This is a genomic window from Lentibacter algarum (assembly GCF_018860975.1).
Classification (GTDB): Bacteria; Pseudomonadota; Alphaproteobacteria; order Rhodobacterales; family Rhodobacteraceae; genus Lentibacter; species Lentibacter algarum_A.
Window position 1 is genome coordinate 161,509 of the sequence record NZ_JAHKQI010000009.1, and the last position, 18,415, is coordinate 179,923.

An 18,415-nucleotide genomic window follows, 5' to 3' on the forward strand; every position below is an offset into this window, starting at 1 on the left:
TTCAGTGTCGTCGGTCACTTTACGGCAGCCTGCCCGCCCTCTACGATTGGCGCATATGACAAAAAATATGCCAAATACGCCAAACGTCGCCATCATCGCCTATGACGGCGCCCAACAGTCGGCGCTCTTCGGGCTGGGCGAGATGTTTGATATGGCCAACCGCATGACCGATCCGGCCCTCGGCCAACAGATCACGCACCGCCTCGTGTCATCTTCCGACATTGCTGAAAACCCGCAGTTCGACGCAATCATCCTGCCTCCAAACCTGACTGGAAAACGCGGCACCAGTGATCACGCCCTGCATGCATGGCTTAAGCAGCAGCACCTCGCCGGATCAACCCTCTGCTCGGCCTGCGCTGGCGGCTACTGGCTCGGCCACGCCGGCTTGCTAGATGGTCGCCGAGCAACGACGCACTGGGCGCTTGAGGCCGACTTCCGCGAGGCCTTTCCAAAGGTGTTGCTCGGCCCCGAGCACATCCTGCTTGACGACAACGACATCGTCACCGCTGGCGGCGTCATGGCCTGGGTTGATCTCGGCGTTCACCTGATCGGCCGCTGGCTCGGCCCAACCGTGGTGTCGCGCACCTGCCGCCAGATGCTGATCGACCCGACAGGCCGCGAGCAACGCAATTACCGTGCGTTCCGCCCCGAAACGTCCCACACCGACCAAACCATTCGCGCCTTGCAACACTGGATGGAAACCCACGCAAACGACGACCTCTCCCTGCCAATGCTCGCGGCACACTCCGGCCTCTCGACCCGCTCGCTCCAACGCCGCTTCACCAAAAGCACCGGCCTGCCTGTAAACCGCTACATACAGGAACTCCGCGTTGAAAAAGCCAAGGGCTTACTCGAACTCACCAGCCTCCCGATCAGCCAGATCTGCTGGCAAGTCGGCTATCAAGACGTGTCAGCCTTCAACAGGTTGTTCAAGTCAGTCACCGGCCTCAGCGCGGGCAGCTACAGACAACGCTTCAAGATAAGCAAAACAAACTGAAAGGCCGTGCAATCTCTCTTTCCCAACATGCCACACCCATGCTAACCTCGCTCAAAGAGGCAAGAGCAGGCCCGCAATGACAGCGCTAAAAGAATATGACCGCATCGAAGCCACCGCGCTTTGGCGTGCAGCACCCGAGGCCCAGCGCCGCGAGGTGATCCTCTCTATCGGCGAAAGCACCCTGACGATATCCGACAGCAACGACACCGCACTCGCGCACTGGTTCTTGCCAGCCGTCGAGCGTGCCAACCCTGGTAAACTCCCCGCAGTTTTCTTTCCTGACGGTAACAACGGCGAAACACTCGAGCTGGCCGAGGACGAAGCTCAAATGATCGCGGCCATCGAAAAGCTGCGCTCGGCTATAGACCGTGGCAAGCCGCACCCGGGCCGCCTGCGTTGGCTGGTTAGCCTTGCTGTTGTCGCTGCGGTGGTTGCCCTTATCGCTTTTTGGCTGCCTGGCGCCGCCCGCGATCACGCCGCCCGCGTGGTGCCTGCCGTCAAACGCCAAGAGATCGGCTCTGCCCTGCTGGCGCGGATTATCCGTGTTTCCGGCCAGCCTTGCACTGACGCCTCTGGCGTCAAAGCCCTGCGCAGGCTTGGCGCGCGTCTGCCCTCACCCAAGGGTAGCGCAAAGCTGGTCGTCTTGCCCGCCGGTGTGCGGGACGCCACGCACCTTCCAGGGGGGATCATCCTGCTCAATCGCGCGCTCATCGAGGATTATGAGCAGCCCGACGTCGCCGCCGGATATATTGTCGCCGAACACCTGCACGCTCAGCTATCTGACCCGCTCAATGACTTTCTGAAGCAAGCAGGCTCTGTTACAACCCTGCGCCTGCTCACCACGGGCCACGTCAAAGCCGCAGCGCTTGACGCCTACGCCGAGCACTTGCTCACTTCTGATCCGGCCGCAATCAGTGACAGCACTATGGTCGCAGGCCTCAAAGCCTGGTCGGTTCGTGCACGCCCCTACGCCTTTGCCCGTGACATCACCGGAGAAAGCACCCTCGGTCTCATTGAAGCCGACCCTTTCGCCACGTCCGATCCTGAGCCGCTTCTCAGCGACAATGATTGGCAGCGTCTACAAAGCATCTGCGGAAGCTAACACGCACCCCCTTGCCAAGCCAGCCAACAGCGGCGACAGTATTCGCAAAGCAGGCTTTTTGAGTCTGTCAAAGACACCACCCATATCAAAGGAGACGGGCATGAAATTTCAATCCCCTCAAACCGTTGACGACGCCATTGCAATGCTTGCCGCAGACACAAATGCCCGCGTTCTGGCAGGGGGCACCGACTTGCTCGTGCGCCTGCGCTCCGGTCATATCTCGCCCAGCGCAATTGTTGACATCAAGCACATTTCCGGCATGCGCGACATCACGCAGGAAGACACTCCGGAAGGTAGCGGCTGGCGCATCGGCGCGGCCGTATCTTGCGCCGAAATGGGCGAGCATGCAGGCCTTGTTGCCGCCTACCCGGGCGTTGTCGAAGGCGCCGAACTGATCGGCTCAACCCAAGTGCAAGGCCGCTGCACTATGGTCGGCAACCTCTGCAACGCTGGCCCCGCGGGTGATAGCGTCCCAGCCATGGTCGCCGCAGGGGCTCTCATCCGCGTCGCTGGCCCGAACGGCACCCGCGACGTTCCAGTGCTCGACATTCCTGTCGCGCCGGGCAAAACCTCGCTCACTGAGGGCGAGTTCGTCACCTCCGTCTTTCTGCCCGCCCGTCCGGACAACGCCTCCGACGCCTACCTGCGCTTTATCCCGCGCACCGAGATGGACATCGCCGTTGTCGGCTGCGCTGTGAACCTCACGCTCGATGCGCAAGGCACAGTCACCGCCGCCAGCATGTCGCTCGGCGCGGTTGGCCCGAAGGTCAAGCAAGTTGACGCCAGCGCCATTGTCGGCAGCACCTGCGACGATGCGAGCCTCGATGCACTCGCTGCCGCAGCCACCGAAGCCGCAACCCCGATCGACGACAAACGCGGCACAATCGCGTTCCGCAAAGATGTCTCCGGCGTGCTCGCAAAACGCGCCGCCAAAATCGCCTACACCCGCGCAAAGGGAGCCTCAGCATGAGCCGTATCCACGTAAACACCACCGTCAATGGCGACGCCGTTGATTACCTCTGTGAAGCAGAAGACACCCTGCTTGATGTCCTGCGCGACACGCTTGATCTCACCGGTTCCAAGGAAGGCTGCGCCTCGGGCGACTGTGGCGCATGTTCTGTACTGGTTGACGGGCGGCTCGTTTGCTCCTGCCTCGTGCTCGGTGCCGAAGCCGAAGGCCGCACAGTCGAAACGATTGAGGGCATGGCCGAGGGCGACACGCTACACCCGCTGCAGAAAAACTTCATCAACAAAGCCGCGCTTCAGTGCGGTATCTGCACACCGGGTATCCTGGTTGCGGCCAAGAACCTGCTCGAAAAGAACCCGGATCCGTCCGAAGAAGAAGTCCGCTACTGGCTGGCTGGCAACCTGTGCCGCTGCACGGGCTATGACAAAATCATCCGCGCGGTGCTTGATACCGCCGCCGAAATGAGAGGCGCTGCATAATGGCTAAAGATGAGTTCCAAACCCGCGAGTTCAAAGTTGTCGGCACCCGCGTTCCGCGCCCTGACGGCCTTGACAAAGTCACCGGACGCGCCCGCTACGGCGCCGATATGTCCGCCCCCGGTATGCTGCACGGCTACTGCCTGCGCTCCCCGCACGCCCATGCGCGCATTGTCTCGATAGACACCTCGGCAGCCGAAGCCATGAGCGGTGTCAAAGCCGTCGTCACCCGCGCCGACTTTACTGTCACGCCGGAAGACCAAGGCACCCGCGACATCCTTGATAACGTCATGGCCGACAAAAAGGCGCTCTATGACGGGCACACCGTTGCCGCCGTTGCCGCCACCTCTCGCTCGGCTGGCATGAAGGCGCTAAAGGCCATCAAGGTCGAATATGAAGTGCTGCCCCATGTCATCGACGTTGACGAAGCCATGAAACCCGGCGCACCCGAGTTACACGAAGGTCGCTCGCAAGAAAGCGTGCCCGAAGGCTACTCGCAAAACGTGCTGGCCCGCTCGCAATACGGCCACGGCGACATCGACGCAGGCTTTGCCAAGGCCGATGTGATCATCGAGCGTAGCTTTACCACAGCCGCAACGCACCAAGGCTATATCGAGCCGCACGCCTGCCTCGCCACTATGGGCAATGACAACCAAGGTGATTTGTTTTGCTGCACGCAGGGTCACTTCTTGGTGCGTTCAACCTGCGCCGAAATCATGGGCATGGAGTCAGGCCGCCTTCGCGTCACCTCCTCCGAGATCGGCGGCGGATTTGGCGGCAAGACCACGGTGTTCCTTGAGCCAGTGGCACTGATGCTGTCAAAGAAATCCGGCAAGCCTGTCAAAATGACCATGTCGCGCGATGAGGTGCTGCGCGCATCCGGCCCGACAGCCTCTACCAGCATCGACATTAAAATCGGCGCAACCAAAGACGGTCGCATCACAGGCGCTTGGGGCGATTTTCGCTATCAGTCAGGCGCATTCTACGCCATGAACGGCGCGCTCGGCGCGATGTGTGGCTTCGCGCCGTATGATCTTGAAAACCTCAAGACTGTCGGCTGGGAAGTTGTCACCAACCGCCCCAAAGCCGCAGCTTACCGCGCCCCAGGAGCACCAATGGCCGCCTTCGCGGTTGAAAGCGTCATGGACGAACTCGCCTCGTCAATCGGCATGGATCCAATCGACTTCCGCCTGATGAACGGCGCAGAAGAAGGCACCAAATCGGCCTATGGCCCGACCTACCCAGCGATCGGCCTCAAAGCGACACTGGAAGCCGCCAAAGCCCACCCGCACTGGAGTGCACCACTGGGTGAAAATCAAGGCCGCGGCGTTGGCTGTGGCTTCTGGTTCAACTTCGGCGGCAACACTTCTGTCTCGCTGATGATCAACCCCGATGGCACAGTGAGCCTGTCGGAAGGCAACCCTGACATCGGCGGCTCGCGTGCCTCAATGTCGATGATGGCCGCTGAAGAGCTTGGCATCCCCTACCGCCAAGTGCGCACCATTATTGCCGATACCGCCAGCCTCGGCGAGAACGACGTCACCGACGGCTCACGCGTGACCTTTGCTGTTGGCCTCGCCACGATCAAAGCCGCACGCCACGCGATTGAAACCATGAAAGCCCGTGCTGCGAAGACTTGGGGCATCGACGCTGACGCAGTTGAGTGGGTCGATGGCGCCGCACAGCCCGCAGGGCCTAACGCGGGCAAGTTCCCGCCGCTGACGCTGAAAGAAATCGCGGCAACCATGTCAAACACCGGCGGGCCAATATCCGGCCACCACGAGGCAAACGCCGAAGGCGCGGGCGTGAGCTTTGGCACGCACATCTGCGACACCGAAGTTGACCCCGAAACAGGCGCTGTCAAAATCCTGCGTTACACAGTCTTCCAAGACGCGGGCAAAGCCGTGCACCCCGACTATGTCGAAGGGCAGCTGCAAGGCGGCGCGGTGCAAGGCATCGGCTGGGCGCTGAACGAGGAATATGTCTACGGTGAAGACGGAACCCTGCAAAACCCCGGCTTCCTTGACTACCGCATCCCCGTGGCCTCCGACTTGCCGATGATCGAACCGGTTATCTTGGAAATCCCCAACCCCGGGCACCCCTACGGCGTGCGTGGTGTGGGCGAAACCGGCATCGTGCCACCGCTCGCCACCATCGCCAACGCAGTCAGCCGCGCAGCAGACGTGCGGATGACAAGCCTACCCATGTCACCGCCAAAACTGCTGGCGGCGATCAAGGCTAAGTAAGTGGTTACTGTCACCCTCTGGGGCTCGCTCGCCGAGCTCGCAGAGGGGCAGCGCTCCGTCGAGGTCGAAGCCACAAACCTGCGGGAGTTGTTGCAAGCCCTTGAGCTTGCGCACCCCGCTTTGGAGCCGCAACTTGCGCGCGGCGTGTCGGTCTCTATTGATGGCAAAATCTACAACGACAGCTGGTTTCAACCTATCTCCGAAACCAGCGAAGTCGTGCTCCTCAACCGTCTGGAAGGCGGTTGAGCGAGGCTCTTTTGAGTATTTAGGCGAAAAGAAAAGCCTGCCTTAGCGCCTTTTAATATGCTTGAGCAGCGCCTCGCTGGCGTATCCATCAGCCGTCAGCCCGTTGCGTGACTGATAGGACTTGATCATTTTCTTGGTGTTCGGGCCGATCTTACCGTCGATCTTCTCAAGCGGATATCCGACGCGTTTGAGATGCTTCTGCAACTCCTTGGTCTCTTCTTCCGTCAAAGGGCGTTCACCCGCTTTAAAGTTCCCTTTGAGAGGCGCGCCGCCTTTGAGGCGATCTGACAAGTGCCCCACCCCGATCACATAGGCATCGGCGGCATTGTAGCGCTCTATAGCGCGGAAGTTCTTGGCAAAGATCATCAGCGCAAGGCCGCGCCCGCTTTTGGGGATCAGGATCGAAGCAGACCCGTAGTCACGTATCGCGCGCCCGTTGACATCCTTGATACCGAGCTTGGCCCAGTCCGAGGGCATCTTGGTGACCTTACGGCTGGCGAGGCCACGGTTGAAGCCTGCAGGCAAGCGCACTTCGACGCCCCAAGGCATGCCCTTGCGCCAACCCGAGCGCGACAGGTAGGCCGCCGTCGAGGCCAAGGCATCGGCGGGGTTTTTGCCCCATATGTCGCGTTTGCCATCACCTGTGAAATCAACTGCGAAAAGCTCATAGCTGGTTGGGATGAACTGTGTATGGCCCATCGCGCCGGCCCAAGAGCCTTTCATTTTTGAGGCAGTCGTATCGCCGCGCTGCAAAATTTTGAGCGCTGCAATCAGCTGTTTTTGAAAGAAATCACGGCGGCGGCCATCATATGCCAGCGTCGCCATCGCTTCGATCACATTATAATCACCGCGCAAATCACCGTAAAAGCTCTCAAGCCCCCAAACAGCAACGACAACTTCCTTTTCCACACCATATTTGCGCTCGATCTGGTCAAGCAAGCGCTTGTGCTTGCGCAGCATCTGCTTGCCTTGCTTCACGCGCTTGGCCGAGGTCGCGTTTGCCAGGTATTCCCAAATTGTCTTGCTGAATTCGGCTTGGTTGCCGTCACGCTCGATCACATCGGTGTTGTAACGAATTCCACGAAAGGCGCTGTTTATGACGCCCTGCGAAATGCCTGCACGTTTTGCGCGCGGCTTGAAGCTTTCAACCCAAGCCTCAAAACGGGCATTGCGCGGGTAGGTTTTAACTTCGGTTACAAGAGGGCTTTGGGCGTTTTCAAACCCGTCGGGGCGCAGCCGTGGCCGCAAAGTCGAGCGTATGGCGCTGACAGGCTCAACAGAAACCACCTCGCCACCAAGCCCGCTTCCGGGCCGCAAAATCGGCCGCAAAGAGACATCAACCGTGCCGCTGGCAACGCTTTCGCCGCTGATCATCATGAGTAGTGCTGCAATACCGCCCGAAACCCGTAGCATGGTTCTTCCCCGCTCTCTGCTCGTTTCGGGAAGCCTAGCGCGGATTGCCCAGCGCCGAAAGCAAAAGCTTTCAGGTCTGGCCGTTAGTCGCCGAGTTGTATTCGGCTTTGATCAAAGCGAGGTGTTCGCGCAAGAGCGGCACCCGCTCGGGGCGAAAGCTCTCTTCAAGCACCTCAAGCTCGAGCATGCGATCAAGCCGGAAAGCGCGAAAATCCTGCCGCAGCAGACACCACGCCAAGAGCATATGCGCGTTGGTCATAAAGACAATCGCCAGCGGCTTGACGCTGCGGGCGCTCGCGCTACCTCCCTTGTCGCGGTAAGCAAAACTCACCAGCCGCTCGTCCCACGCAGCGCGGCGCAGGGTTGCGGCGTCAATCGTCGGCTCGGACAGGGGCTTGAACCTCCGCGCCGAAAGCACCGCATGTTCAAGCCGACGCGCTTGCCGCTCGGGCACACGTGCACGTATTTTGACAAGCGCCGAGCGCGCAGCTTCAGCCAGTGCCGGGTCACCGACTTGCTCGACATCACGTAGGCCAAGCACAAGCGCTTCCAGCTCGTCTTCCTCAAACGCCAGCGGCGGCAAATGCGCGTCTTCTTGCAGCGTGTAGCCAAAACCTGCCTCGCCTTCGATCACCGCTCCAAGGCCGCGCAGGCTTTCAACATCACGGTATATCGTGCGCAAACTGACACCCGTATCTTGCGCCAAAGTCTCGGCACGTATCGGCGGTGTGTGGCTGCGCAGGGCTTGCATGAGCTGAAAGAGGCGAGCAGTTCTGGACATGATTTATCTTTGCACAACTTACTGACAAAAACTGACAGTAGGGTTGCTTATAGCTTGAGCAAGCAATTTCACAAAGGACAAACCCATGATCACGCTGCTCACCTATCCAAAAGCCTTCGGCGAATTCTCGGCCTCCCCGTTTTGCACCAAAGCAGGCTACCTCTTGCAAATGTCGGGTTTCGAGTGGCAACGCGAAGACACGCTTGATCCGCGCAAGTTCAAATATGCCAAGCTGCCAGCAATCCGCGTAGACGGTGAAGTGATCTGCGACAGCGACAACATCCGCGCGTTTCTCGAGAGCAAAGGTGCCGACTTTGACGCAGCCCTGAACGGTGATGACCGCGCAAGCGCCCGTGCCTTTTCGCGCATGGCCGAAGAGCACATGTATTTCCACCAAGCGCTTGATCGTTGGGGAAACGAGGACGTTTGGCCGATCATCCAGCAGGAGTATTTCAGCATGATCCCCAAACTGGTGCGCGGCTTTGTGACCGGCAAAATGCGGAAGGTTTTTCTGCAAGGCATGCATGTGCAAGGCCTCGGGCGCTTCACCCCCGAAGAGCGGTTGGCGCGGTTAGAGCACGACTTGCAGGCAATCGCCGGTCGCCTCGAAAACCGTAAGTTCCTGTTCGGCGACACGCCCTGCTCTGCCGATGCTTCCATCGCTGCAATTCTTGGTGGGATGCGCGCCAGCCCGGCCCCGACGCCGCAGTCAAAACGCATCATTGGTGATGCGGTGTTGATGCGCTATGTTGATGCCATGCAGCAAACTGTGAAACTCCCGTGAGAGCCTTTCTCAACCCCGCCGTTGAAGCCGTGTTTGAAGCCTTCCCCGCGCCAGAACGCGCAGGGTTGATGCATCTGCGTGAGCTGATTTACACAAGCGCCGATGAGCTCGGTGTTACACTGTCAGAAGAGCTACGTTGGGGCCAACCAGCCTACCTGACCGCAAAGGGATCAACCCTGAGGCTAGGCTTGCCAAAGACAGGCGGCATCGCGCTGTTTGCCCACTGTCAGACAGACATCATCTCTAACTTCGCCTCACAAGCTCCAGCAAGTTACCGCTTTGACGGCAACAGGGCTGTCCTGTTTGACACGACGAAAAACGTCGTTGATGCGGAGTTGATGCAGCTGATCAAACATGGCTTGAGCTACCATCAAAAATAGCTATTTGCGTTTGCGCTTAACCTTCGCGGCTTTCTTCTTGGCCGCACCAAGCTTGCGTTTGGTTGGTTTTCCACGTCCGCGAGCCGCGCCCTTGGCAACGGCTTTACCCTCGATTTCGAGCAGCTCGAGCGACAGCCCGCCCGTGACAGGCGCCGCTTCACGCAACCGCGTTTTGACACGTAGGCCAAGCCCGATTTCACGTCGGCTTTGCGAGCCAACAAGCACGCCGCGATCCGCGTCAAAGCGAAAGAACTCATTGCCCAACTCGCGGATGGGAACCAGCCCGTCAGCACCGGTTTCATCAAGCCGCACAAACACACCAAAACCGGTGACGCCGCTGATTTTCCCCATGAACTCGGCACCGATACGCTCGTTGAGATAAGACGCCAGATAGCGGTCGTTGGTGTCGCGCTCCGCCACCATCGAGCGGCGCTCGGTTTCTGATATTTGCTGCGCAGTTTCCTCAAGCGTGTTGATGTCCTCGGCGCTCAAACCGTCGTCGCCCCAACCATGCGAACTCACCAACGAGCGGTGCACAATCAAGTCGGCATACCGGCGGATCGGCGAGGTGAAATGCGAGTAGGCCTTGAGTGCCAGTCCGAAGTGGCCAAAGTTCTCGCGTGAGTAGTAGGCCTGCGTCATCGCACGCAGAGTGCTCATGTTGATCAGCTCGGCCTCGTCGCGCCCTTCGGCTTGCCGCAACAGGCGGTTAAGGTGCGCCGTTTTCAAAACCTGCCCCTTGGCAAGTGTCAGCCCCGATGCCTGAGCAACCTCGCGCAGCGCGTCCAGCTTTTGCACACTCGGCTCTTCGTGAACGCGAAACAACTGCGGTGATTTGCGGCTCAAAAGCTCTTCAGCGGCGGCGACATTTGCCAGCACCATGAATTCTTCGATCATCCGGTGCGCATCAAGCCGCTCGGCAAAATCAACCGATGTCACCTTGCCCTCATCCGAGAGCACGATTTTGCGCTCGGGCAGGTCAAGCTCAAGCGGCTGCCGCGCGGCGCGGGCTTTTACCAAAGCGCCATAGGCCTCATAGAGCGGCGCAATAACGTCGTCCATAAACGGCGCACACTTCTCGTTTACATCACCGTTCTGGGCGGCCTGCACTTCCTGATAGTTCAGCGAGGCTTGCGAGCGCATCAGCCCGCGCACAAACTTGTGGCCAAGCTTCTCACCAACGTTGCTCACCTGCATTCGCACAGCAATACAGGCCCGCTCAACGCCCTCGTGCAGCGAGCACAAATCACCCGACAAGCGATCAGGCAGCATCGGCACAACGCGGTCGGGGAAGTAGGTTGAGTTGCCCCGCTTGCGCGCCTCGCGGTCAAGCGCCGTGCCGGGCTGCACATGGTGCGCGACATCGGCAATCGCCACCCAAATGATATGCCCGCCTTTGTTCTTCGGGTCATCATCAGCCTGAGCAAAACAGGCATCATCATGGTCGCGCGCATCCCACGGATCAATGGTGATCAGGGGCATCTCGCGCAGGTCTTCACGGCCCTCAAGCCCTGCTGGCTTTTGCGCATCCGCCTCGGCGATCACCGCGTCAGGGAAGGCATCAGGTATAGCATGTTGATGAATGGCAATCAGGCTCACGGCCTTGGGCGCTGACGGATCTCCAAGCCGGTTAACAACCCGCGCTTTTGGCAGGCCCATACGCCCCTTAGGCCCCGCTTGTTCGGCTTCTACAAGCTCGCCATCTTTGGCGCCTTCTGTTGCGCCTTCGGCAACCGTCCACTCTTTTTGCTGGCCTTTATCGACAGGGACAATCCGCCCCCCCTCCGAACCTTTTCTGAACACTCCGAGGATGCGCAACGGGTTGGTGCCGATCCGCCGGATCAGCCGCCCCTCATAGGCATGCTCTTCGCCTTTCACTTCGGTCAACCGCGCCAGGAGCTGGTCGCCCGCACCCATAGCCGGGTCACTCGCCTTGGTGATCAAAAGCACCATCGGCTCTTCGCCCTCGCCCGTCCATTCCATCGGCCGCGCCAGTAAGTCACCGTCATTGTTCGGGCCAGACACCCGCAGCACCGACACAGGCGGCAACTTGTCAGGGTCGCGAAACGTCTTCTTGCGCTTGGTCAAATGGCCCTCGGCCTCAAGCTCTTTGAGAATGCGCTTCAGGTCGATCCGAGCAGCACCTTTGATGCCAAAAGCCTTGGCAATATCGCGCTTGGAAGAAAGGGTCGGGTTATCTGAAATCCACTGAAGGACTTCGTCTTTTGTGGGAAGTTTGTTCATGCCTTCGGACCTAACATGCGCGCCAATAGAAGGGAATATTTAACGCTCTGTTCATAAAGCGCTTAACGCGGCAGGCGCAGCGTTAAGGTTTTCGCGGTGTAAAATCTGTCAGCACGCATTATGCACTGTGGTATGCACTACGGTATGCACGCATTGTGCAGGCGCTTTTGCGCCGTTAACTTTCGTAAATCATCCACTGTATCAACATCGCTCAACTCCGCCGCCAGCGCATAACTTTGGCCGCAAAGTGTGGCGATACTATCGCTCAAAGCGTGCTCACTCGACCAACGCACATTCTCAAAAATCTCGCGCGGGAGCGGGCGTTTTCGGGCAAACCCCGTCAACCAAAACCCGCCGTCATCAGCCGGCCCAAAAACCGCATCATGCCTGCCCAACAGCCCGAAGGCCTGCGCGATTTCAGGTTTTGTCACACCCGGAATATCACCACCAACAAGCACCGCTGGCCCCTTGGGAAGTGCCTCAAATGCGCCCTTCATCCGCAGGCCCAAACCGCCTTGCCCTTGCGAAATACGCGGCAAATGCAGCGGCCATACCTTGCTCGCTGCGGCCGAGTCAGGTGCTACACTTAGCCATATTCGCCAGCGTGGATCATCCAACCGGCGCAACATATCGGCCACCTGATGCCGAAACCACCACGCTGATTTGACCATGCCAATATCACGCCCAAGCCGCGTTTTCACCCGTCCGACTTGTGGATTTTTGACCATGACAATGAGGTGTTGCCGCCGCATAACTCAGGCAAAATATTCTTGCAAAATACGCGTGTAAACCGCCTTCAGCTGGACGATCTGCTTCACCGGAACGCGCTCGTCAACTTGGTGCATAGTCTTGCCCACAAGGCCAAACTCGACCACGTCGCAATGATCCTTCACAAAGCGCGCATCCGAGGTGCCGCCAGTTGTCGACATCTCGGGCGTCACGCCAAGCTCGGCATTCACAGCGCTTGCAATCAAAGTCGAAAGCGCGCCCGGTGGCGTGATGAAGCTCTCGCCAGAAACCTTCACCCGCATCTCGACGCCAGTGCCAAATTCTTCTTTTATTTTAGTAGCTTCGCCCTCAAGCCAAGCCGTCAAACCCGCGCCGGAGTGGCTGTCGTTAAAGCGAATATTGACTGCGGCTGAGCAGGCCGCAGGAATAACATTGGTCGCGGCATTGCCCGTGTCGATCGTCACCACGGCCAGCGTCGATGCATCAAAATGTTCGGTGCCTTTGTCAAGCTCGTGGCTCGCCAAACGGTCTATCAAACGAGCCATCGCCGGCAGCGGGTTGAGTGCGCGATGCGGATAAGCCGAGTGCCCCTGCTCGCCAGTCACAGTGAACCAAGCCGTCATCGAGCCGCGCCGTCCGATCTTCATCATCTCGCCCATTGTGTCCGGCGAGGTTGGTTCTCCGACAAGGCAGCAAGACATGCGCTCGCCCTGCGCGGCCATCCAGTCAAGCAGCGCCGTCGTGCCATCAATCGCGTCGCCCTCTTCGTCGCCCGTGATGGTCAGGATCACCGCGCCGTCAGGCGGAGTGTCACGCACAAAGTCGACGGCCGCCGCCGCAAAAGCCGCCACGCCTGACTTCATATCAGTCGCGCCGCGCCCCCAGATGTAGCCGTCCTTCTCAACAGCTCCAAACGGGTCAACGCTCCATGCCGAAACATCACCAACTGGCACTACGTCGGTGTGCCCGTTAAAGCCAAAACTCTTGTTGGCTCCGCGCGTGCCCCATCGGGCGAACAGGTTGCTAACACCTCCTCGATCAACCCGCGTGCACTCAAAACCACCGGCAGTCAGAAGCTCCTCAAGCAGCACCAAAGCGCCGCCCTCTTCAGGCGTCACTGAAGGACAACGTATGAGGGCTTTCGTCAGCTCGACCGGATCAATCTTCGTGACCATGCGCACGCTCCTTAAGAAAGATGTTAACCTAGTCACCCCAATATCGGTTTACACCCGTCTCCGCAAACCAAGCAAACATGCCACATTGTTTTCACTAAGCTGTTGAGTGAATGATGAAACGTCTTAACAGGCTCGGCGTTCTCGTGTTAATCTTCAAAGAAGAATAAACCAGAGGCAGAACAGGCGCGCGGGTGAACCCGCCCTGATCACAACGAGCGAAAAGCCGACGATCCGCTGTTAAGCAACAGTGCCGCGTCCTTCGTTTTGCCCTGAATGAGGCAGTATTGGCATGGGCGTTGCATCGGAATTTCCGGTCACATTTTTCCGGTTATTCAAGACAATATTCTTGTATCAAGCAGGTGTCGCATGAGCTGGTTGGCGATCGCAGGCAGCGATGAACAGCATTACGCCCTGCGCGGGCTTGAGCCTAAAAGCGCAGCTCACTTGCAACAGGGTGCGCCATTGCTCAAAGGCAGCTTGGTGATCGAAACCAGTATTTCAGCTGAAGGGCGCCCGCAAAACCTGCTTGCCCATCGCGTTAGCAGCCCCGAAAAACGTATCATTTCCTTTCACGCAATCCCCGGTGGCGGGATCATTTTGGTTTTGCAAAGCGGGGGGCAGACCACTCACGCGGTTGTCGATCTCGACAGCTCAGAGCGCACCGATCTGCTGCGCATCACTTACAGTTGGGACATGCGTAAAAATTGGGGCCGCCTCGCGCTAGAGCGGCCCGAAACCGGCTGGAGTTCAACCACCGCTATCTCGCATCCGCAGCCTCTCTGGACCGATGACATTCGCTCGATGACACTCGCGCCCCATCTGGTTCAGATTGACAGTGATGTTGAGTTTTTTGCGATTTCTGATCAGGTTGAGCCGCTCGGCCCGATGCCCAGCCTGTCTGCTTCGATCCCAGTTCTTAGCCAAGGGCGCTACAAGCCCGTTGCCAAGATCAAACCCCGTGATGTTGTGCAAACCGTCGAGCATGGCGCTGTTTCGGTGCTCGGCGCGCTGGCACGCACAGTGCCGGCTCGCGGCAGTTTTCGCCCTGTGCAGTTGCGTGCTCCCTACTTTGGCTTGCAGCGTGATATCATCGTCGCCCCCGACCAAAAACTTGTCATCTCTCAACCAATGGTGGAATACATGTTTGGCTGTGAATCCGTGTTGGTACGCGCCCGACATCTTGTCAACGGAACCTCCGCGATCTGGGCTGATAGTGGCCTCATCAAGACCTACCACCAGTTGATATTGCCTGCGCACGAAACGCTCTACGCTGCTGGAGCGGCACTCGAAAGCTTGTTTTTGGGTCGTTTGCGGCGCAAGCCCGAGCAACATGCCGAGACGCTTCTAGCGCCTGTTTCGCGTTCCCAACTGCCCGAACATATGCGTTCGGTTCACCCTGTCTTGCGCCCCTTTGAAGCTATCACACTGGTCGAGCAATGCGCCGCATAAAGCCCGCAAACCTGTGCTCGAGATAGTTTCCTGAACATCCAGCAAACTACACCCATCGCTGAGCCGTTTGAACTGAGCGGCATATCCTTGCCGTTAGTAGGTGATCGTAACGATCACGCTGTCAGTATATACACCCATACCAGGCGACTGTCCTGCATGGATACGCCCATGCACTGTGAAAGCATTGTTGCTGCCATTGCCCGTGGCCGACATGCTGTTGCCCGGCAAGTTGCCCCAAGGCATCGTGCGAGAACCGTCGCGGTACAATCCATAGTTCAGCGTTTGCAAACCACTTCGCATCTGTCGGTTTGCGGGGTTTGATCCGCCGCCACCGCCCATGTCCAACCCGACAGTGTAGTCGGTGTCAGAGGTGCAGCGCACATTGATAGTTGCCGTTTCATCAACAGGTTGGTTGAGGCTGCCGCTGATGGTGCCAAAGTTCAATGACGTCACATCCAATTCGCAACTCGGAACAACTTCCGCAGAGACGGTAAACGGCGGAATGCTCGCCGACTGGTTCAGCAAAGCGCAGGTTGTAAGCTCGCCATATTCCATCTCAATGTCGGACGCGCCCGAGAACGTAGAGCTATATTGGCCACTGCCCACCGCCACTGAATTTGCGGTGATATCTGCAAAAATTGGAACAGTCGCAGAGCCGCGCCCCAGAAGCGTCGTCACGGGCACGTAGATCTCGTTGAGTGTGCCAAACGCATTTCCATTGCCAACCGGGCGGAGCTGATAGGGCAAAGCCGCCCCGTCACCGCGACGCATATAGCGTGGCGAATTGCTGTTGCCCGCGCCGCCGCTTCCCGGCCCAAAGCGCAGGCAGACACCCACAAGGCTTAGCAGCGTCCCGCTACACGAAATGTTCACCGTGCCGGAGGTTTGGTTGGTTGCGCCCGTACGTACACTGACAGAGCCAAAGTTGATGTTGCTCACCGTTGCACGACAAGACAGAGCCGAGGCCACTTGCGGCATCAGGCCCAAAAAACCAGCCGCAAGGACCAAACGTAAGAGTTTTCGCATAGCTTGGTTCATTTGCAAATCACCGGATCAATAAGGTCTTGGGTTGCGGCAGTCTCTTCAAACTGGAACGTTGCTGTGCAAGCTCCGCGCGGAGTGTCAAACCGGATCGTGTTGCGCCCTTTGACGTTTTCAAGCCAGGCTTGCCCGTCATAGCCGACGTAGGTTTCGTCCTTATGACCATTCAGATAACCGTATGTTCCTGCTGGCAAAAAATCTCCGTTCGGGTAGCGCAACACAACCAGCACATTGGGGCGGATGCTGCCATTGAAGCCCACAAACATCCCCGATTTACGTGCAGGAACAACATCCATCGCCGTCGCGCCGACATTGGCAGTCTCTGACAGGTCTTGAACGTTGATAGAGACGCGGTTACGGCGATGCGATGAGAGGCCGGTAACAAGCGCTTTACCACGCTGGTTGGTTCGCGTCACAGGGCGGTTTTGCAAATAGATCGGCAAGTCCGGCACACCCACATCAACCAAAGCAAAGCTGTCTGTGATCGGGTTGCCAGCCGCGATGCCCTGTTTCGTCGCAACGAAAGAGCCCTCGAACGTGCCGCGCGCAAACGTGCCACCACCGCCTGTTTGCAACTCAAGGCCGCCTTTGCCAAATGGGCTGCGATAGTCGCCTCTCGCAGAGACAAGCTGGTTTCCGCGTTGGCTTTCGAGCTGAACGGCATAACCGGTGTCGCCTACTTTCTCTCCTATCGAGCGAGCAAGGTAGAGGTTGCCTGACGTGCTTCCATCATAGCCCTTGTCATAACTGCTACGCGCATAGGTGCGGTTACCAAGAGACATCGACACACCCAGCGAAACCGTCGTCTCATCGGTGCGTAAGTTGCGAGAGCCATTAAAATTGATCGACCCGCGACCCTCTTTGAGAGACAGCCCATAGGACGTAGACAGCAACAGATCACTAGAGCTGGCCCTTTGCGCGTGAACCATGCTCACACCGAGCTTTCGGTCGGAAAACGGCATCGGCACCGCAACACTGACAACATCCATCGCTGTGGGGAACTCAAGCAATGAGCCAGTGCTCGTAATGTTCTGAATGCCGAGGTAGTCAAGGCCAGTGGCATAAGCCAGATCGGCAAACCCGTCTTCTGCGCGCATGGTGTTCAGGTTGAAGTCCAATTGGCCGATAGAGGTGCGGAAATTGGCCTGCACAAACTTTGCTTTCGTATCAAAGTAGTCACTGACACCTCCGGTTAGAGAGACTTCGGCAAACGAGAATGGCACCACATTAATGCCGAAAGACGCCATGGCCAGATCGCTCTTGCCTTCAAAGTGCCCTTCTAATGTTACATTTTTGGTGAGCCCGTAGCGCAGGCTACCGGAGTAGACAAGGTCACTGCCATAATTGTTGCTTTCCAGCCCGTATGCCTGGCGGGCATAACCAAACTCCAATGAGTAATCGGCAACGCCCTTTTTGAGCAGATTTTGTGAGGCAAAGAACGAGACCTTTTGCTTCTTGGCGTGGCCCAACTCGTCGCGCACGACGATAACAGCGTCACCCGCTCCCGAGTATATTGGCAAGTCATCGATGCGAAACGGCCCTGATCCAACAGATGTGGTGTAAGAGCGATTATTGTCAATAAACACATCGACGGTTGAAGGCACTGCAGCCGCACCAGAATACGACAGCAACTGCTCGGTCACGATGTCACTGCGCAAGCTAAAATCGCGGCGAAGCTGCACACCACCAATGCGAATGGGCCGCGACCACGACATTCCGGATGTTTTGACATCACCAACCGACAGCGTCAGCGCCTTGCTTGCATTGCTGATTTCATAGCGGGTTTCATAGCGTGTAAAGGCGTTGTCTGCGCCGGCTGCGTTGCTATAGCGGTAAGCACCTGTCGTGCTGAGTGTGCCATATGGAGTGAAAACCCAGCTATCCAGCCCGAGTGTAAGCGAGTTGAAGCCGAAGCTCTTGTTGGCTCCACTGGTGCCGAAGTCAACGCCGAGCGAGTAGTTCAGAACCGCGCCGGTGCTTTTCTCGGCAGCCAGATATTCAGGACGACGTGCCGCTGACTGAACTTTGGGAAGCAAGCTGCCGTTTGGAACATTCAGGATGATCTGTTGGGTGTCCGGCTTATATCGGTATGTCAGGCCGGGAATAGTATCCAGGTAAACACGCGGATTAACAGCGCCCGGGGCTTTCACACCAATTTCTGCCAGCTCCGAGCGTTTGATCGAAATACGGTTTTCCGATGGGTGCGCCAAGAACTCAGCGGCTAACCCCGTGTCGGAACCGTTCATTTCAACGGCGAGAAACAGCGGCGTCTCTTCCTCGAGAACAGCCAGTGGGTCAGGCACGTTAGCGTTTACTTCGAGACCTGTTTCAGCTGTCTGTGCGATACCGGTTACTGGAACCATACCTAAGCTGATGAGTCCGATA

The 18,415-nt window shown here is 58.1% G+C and carries 16 protein-coding genes; 9 read left to right on the forward strand and 7 right to left on the reverse strand.

The features are described from left to right. Nucleotides 1-67 precede the first annotated feature (67 nt). The 6 genes from KO498_RS14685 (at nucleotide 68) to KO498_RS14710 (ending at nucleotide 6,034) form a co-directional block, all read left to right on the forward strand. On the forward strand, nucleotides 68-997 hold the full coding sequence (locus tag KO498_RS14685; RefSeq protein WP_252731465.1) for a GlxA family transcriptional regulator: 930 nt from the start codon (nucleotides 68-70) through the stop codon (nucleotides 995-997). Nucleotides 998-1,073: 76 nt separating this feature from the next. Then, complete coding sequence (locus tag KO498_RS14690) at nucleotides 1,074-2,099, forward strand: hypothetical protein (RefSeq protein WP_215960681.1); 1,026 nt, start codon at nucleotides 1,074-1,076, stop codon at nucleotides 2,097-2,099. Nucleotides 2,100-2,199: 100 nt separating this feature from the next. Further along, nucleotides 2,200-3,069 carry an FAD binding domain-containing protein gene (locus KO498_RS14695; protein ID WP_215960682.1) on the forward strand — a complete coding sequence of 290 codons (870 nt, stop codon included), beginning with the start codon at nucleotides 2,200-2,202 and terminating at the stop codon, nucleotides 3,067-3,069. Continuing rightward, complete coding sequence (locus tag KO498_RS14700; protein WP_215960683.1) at nucleotides 3,066-3,545, forward strand: (2Fe-2S)-binding protein; 480 nt, start codon at nucleotides 3,066-3,068, stop codon at nucleotides 3,543-3,545. The genes KO498_RS14695 and KO498_RS14700 overlap by 4 nt, the downstream gene beginning before the upstream one ends. Beyond that, nucleotides 3,545-5,788: a xanthine dehydrogenase family protein molybdopterin-binding subunit gene (locus tag KO498_RS14705; protein WP_215960684.1), complete on the forward strand. Its 2,244-nt coding sequence runs from the start codon at nucleotides 3,545-3,547 to the stop codon at nucleotides 5,786-5,788. Before KO498_RS14700 ends, KO498_RS14705 begins: the two co-directional genes overlap by 1 nt. Next, nucleotides 5,789-6,034, forward strand: a complete 246-nt coding sequence (locus KO498_RS14710) for a MoaD/ThiS family protein (RefSeq protein WP_215960685.1) — start codon at nucleotides 5,789-5,791, stop codon at nucleotides 6,032-6,034. Between the two features lie 42 nt (nucleotides 6,035-6,076). Here the strand turns inward: KO498_RS14710 and KO498_RS14715 are convergent, their stop codons facing one another. Both KO498_RS14715 and KO498_RS14720 read right to left on the reverse strand, forming a co-directional pair. Beyond that, nucleotides 6,077-7,447 carry a lytic murein transglycosylase gene (locus KO498_RS14715; protein WP_252731466.1) on the reverse strand — a complete coding sequence of 457 codons (1,371 nt, stop codon included), beginning with the start codon at nucleotides 7,445-7,447 and terminating at the stop codon, nucleotides 6,077-6,079. A gap of 70 nt (nucleotides 7,448-7,517) precedes the next feature. Beyond that, nucleotides 7,518-8,228, reverse strand: coding sequence for a helix-turn-helix transcriptional regulator (locus KO498_RS14720; protein ID WP_215960686.1), 711 nt, complete (start codon nucleotides 8,226-8,228; stop codon nucleotides 7,518-7,520). 85 nt (nucleotides 8,229-8,313) lie between these two features. Between KO498_RS14720 and KO498_RS14725 the strand changes: the two genes are divergently transcribed. Both KO498_RS14725 and KO498_RS14730 read left to right on the forward strand, forming a co-directional pair. Beyond that, entirely contained in the window at nucleotides 8,314-9,012 is a 699-nt protein-coding gene (locus tag KO498_RS14725; protein ID WP_215960687.1) for a glutathione S-transferase family protein, read from the forward strand. Continuing rightward, nucleotides 9,009-9,392, forward strand: a complete 384-nt coding sequence (locus tag KO498_RS14730) for a DUF1801 domain-containing protein (protein ID WP_215960688.1) — start codon at nucleotides 9,009-9,011, stop codon at nucleotides 9,390-9,392. The genes KO498_RS14725 and KO498_RS14730 overlap by 4 nt, the downstream gene beginning before the upstream one ends. Here KO498_RS14730 and rnr read toward each other — a convergent pair whose 3' ends face one another. The 3 genes from rnr to dapE all read right to left on the reverse strand — a co-directional run bounded on the left by rnr (nucleotide 9,393) and on the right by dapE (nucleotide 13,540). After that, entirely contained in the window at nucleotides 9,393-11,636 is a 2,244-nt protein-coding gene (gene rnr, locus KO498_RS14735) for a ribonuclease R (protein ID WP_215960689.1), read from the reverse strand. A 137-nt stretch (nucleotides 11,637-11,773) separates the two neighbouring features. Continuing rightward, a complete protein-coding gene (locus tag KO498_RS14740) occupies nucleotides 11,774-12,388 on the reverse strand; it encodes a TIGR04282 family arsenosugar biosynthesis glycosyltransferase (protein WP_215960690.1) in 615 nt (204 codons plus the stop codon). A gap of 3 nt (nucleotides 12,389-12,391) precedes the next feature. Next, complete coding sequence (gene dapE / locus KO498_RS14745) at nucleotides 12,392-13,540, reverse strand: succinyl-diaminopimelate desuccinylase (protein WP_215960691.1); 1,149 nt, start codon at nucleotides 13,538-13,540, stop codon at nucleotides 12,392-12,394. 366 nt (nucleotides 13,541-13,906) lie between these two features. On the opposite strand from dapE, the gene KO498_RS14750 reads away from it, so the two are divergent. Further along, a complete protein-coding gene (locus KO498_RS14750; RefSeq protein ID WP_215960692.1) occupies nucleotides 13,907-14,989 on the forward strand; it encodes a Hint domain-containing protein in 1,083 nt (360 codons plus the stop codon). A 93-nt stretch (nucleotides 14,990-15,082) separates the two neighbouring features. On the opposite strand, the gene KO498_RS14755 is transcribed toward KO498_RS14750, so the two are convergent. Together KO498_RS14755 and KO498_RS14760 are read right to left on the reverse strand one after the other, a co-directional pair. Further along, nucleotides 15,083-16,015: a Csu type fimbrial protein gene (locus KO498_RS14755; protein ID WP_215960693.1), complete on the reverse strand. Its 933-nt coding sequence runs from the start codon at nucleotides 16,013-16,015 to the stop codon at nucleotides 15,083-15,085. An 8-nt stretch (nucleotides 16,016-16,023) separates the two neighbouring features. Then, entirely contained in the window at nucleotides 16,024-18,393 is a 2,370-nt protein-coding gene (locus KO498_RS14760; protein WP_215960694.1) for a fimbria/pilus outer membrane usher protein, read from the reverse strand. Nucleotides 18,394-18,415 lie beyond the last annotated feature (22 nt).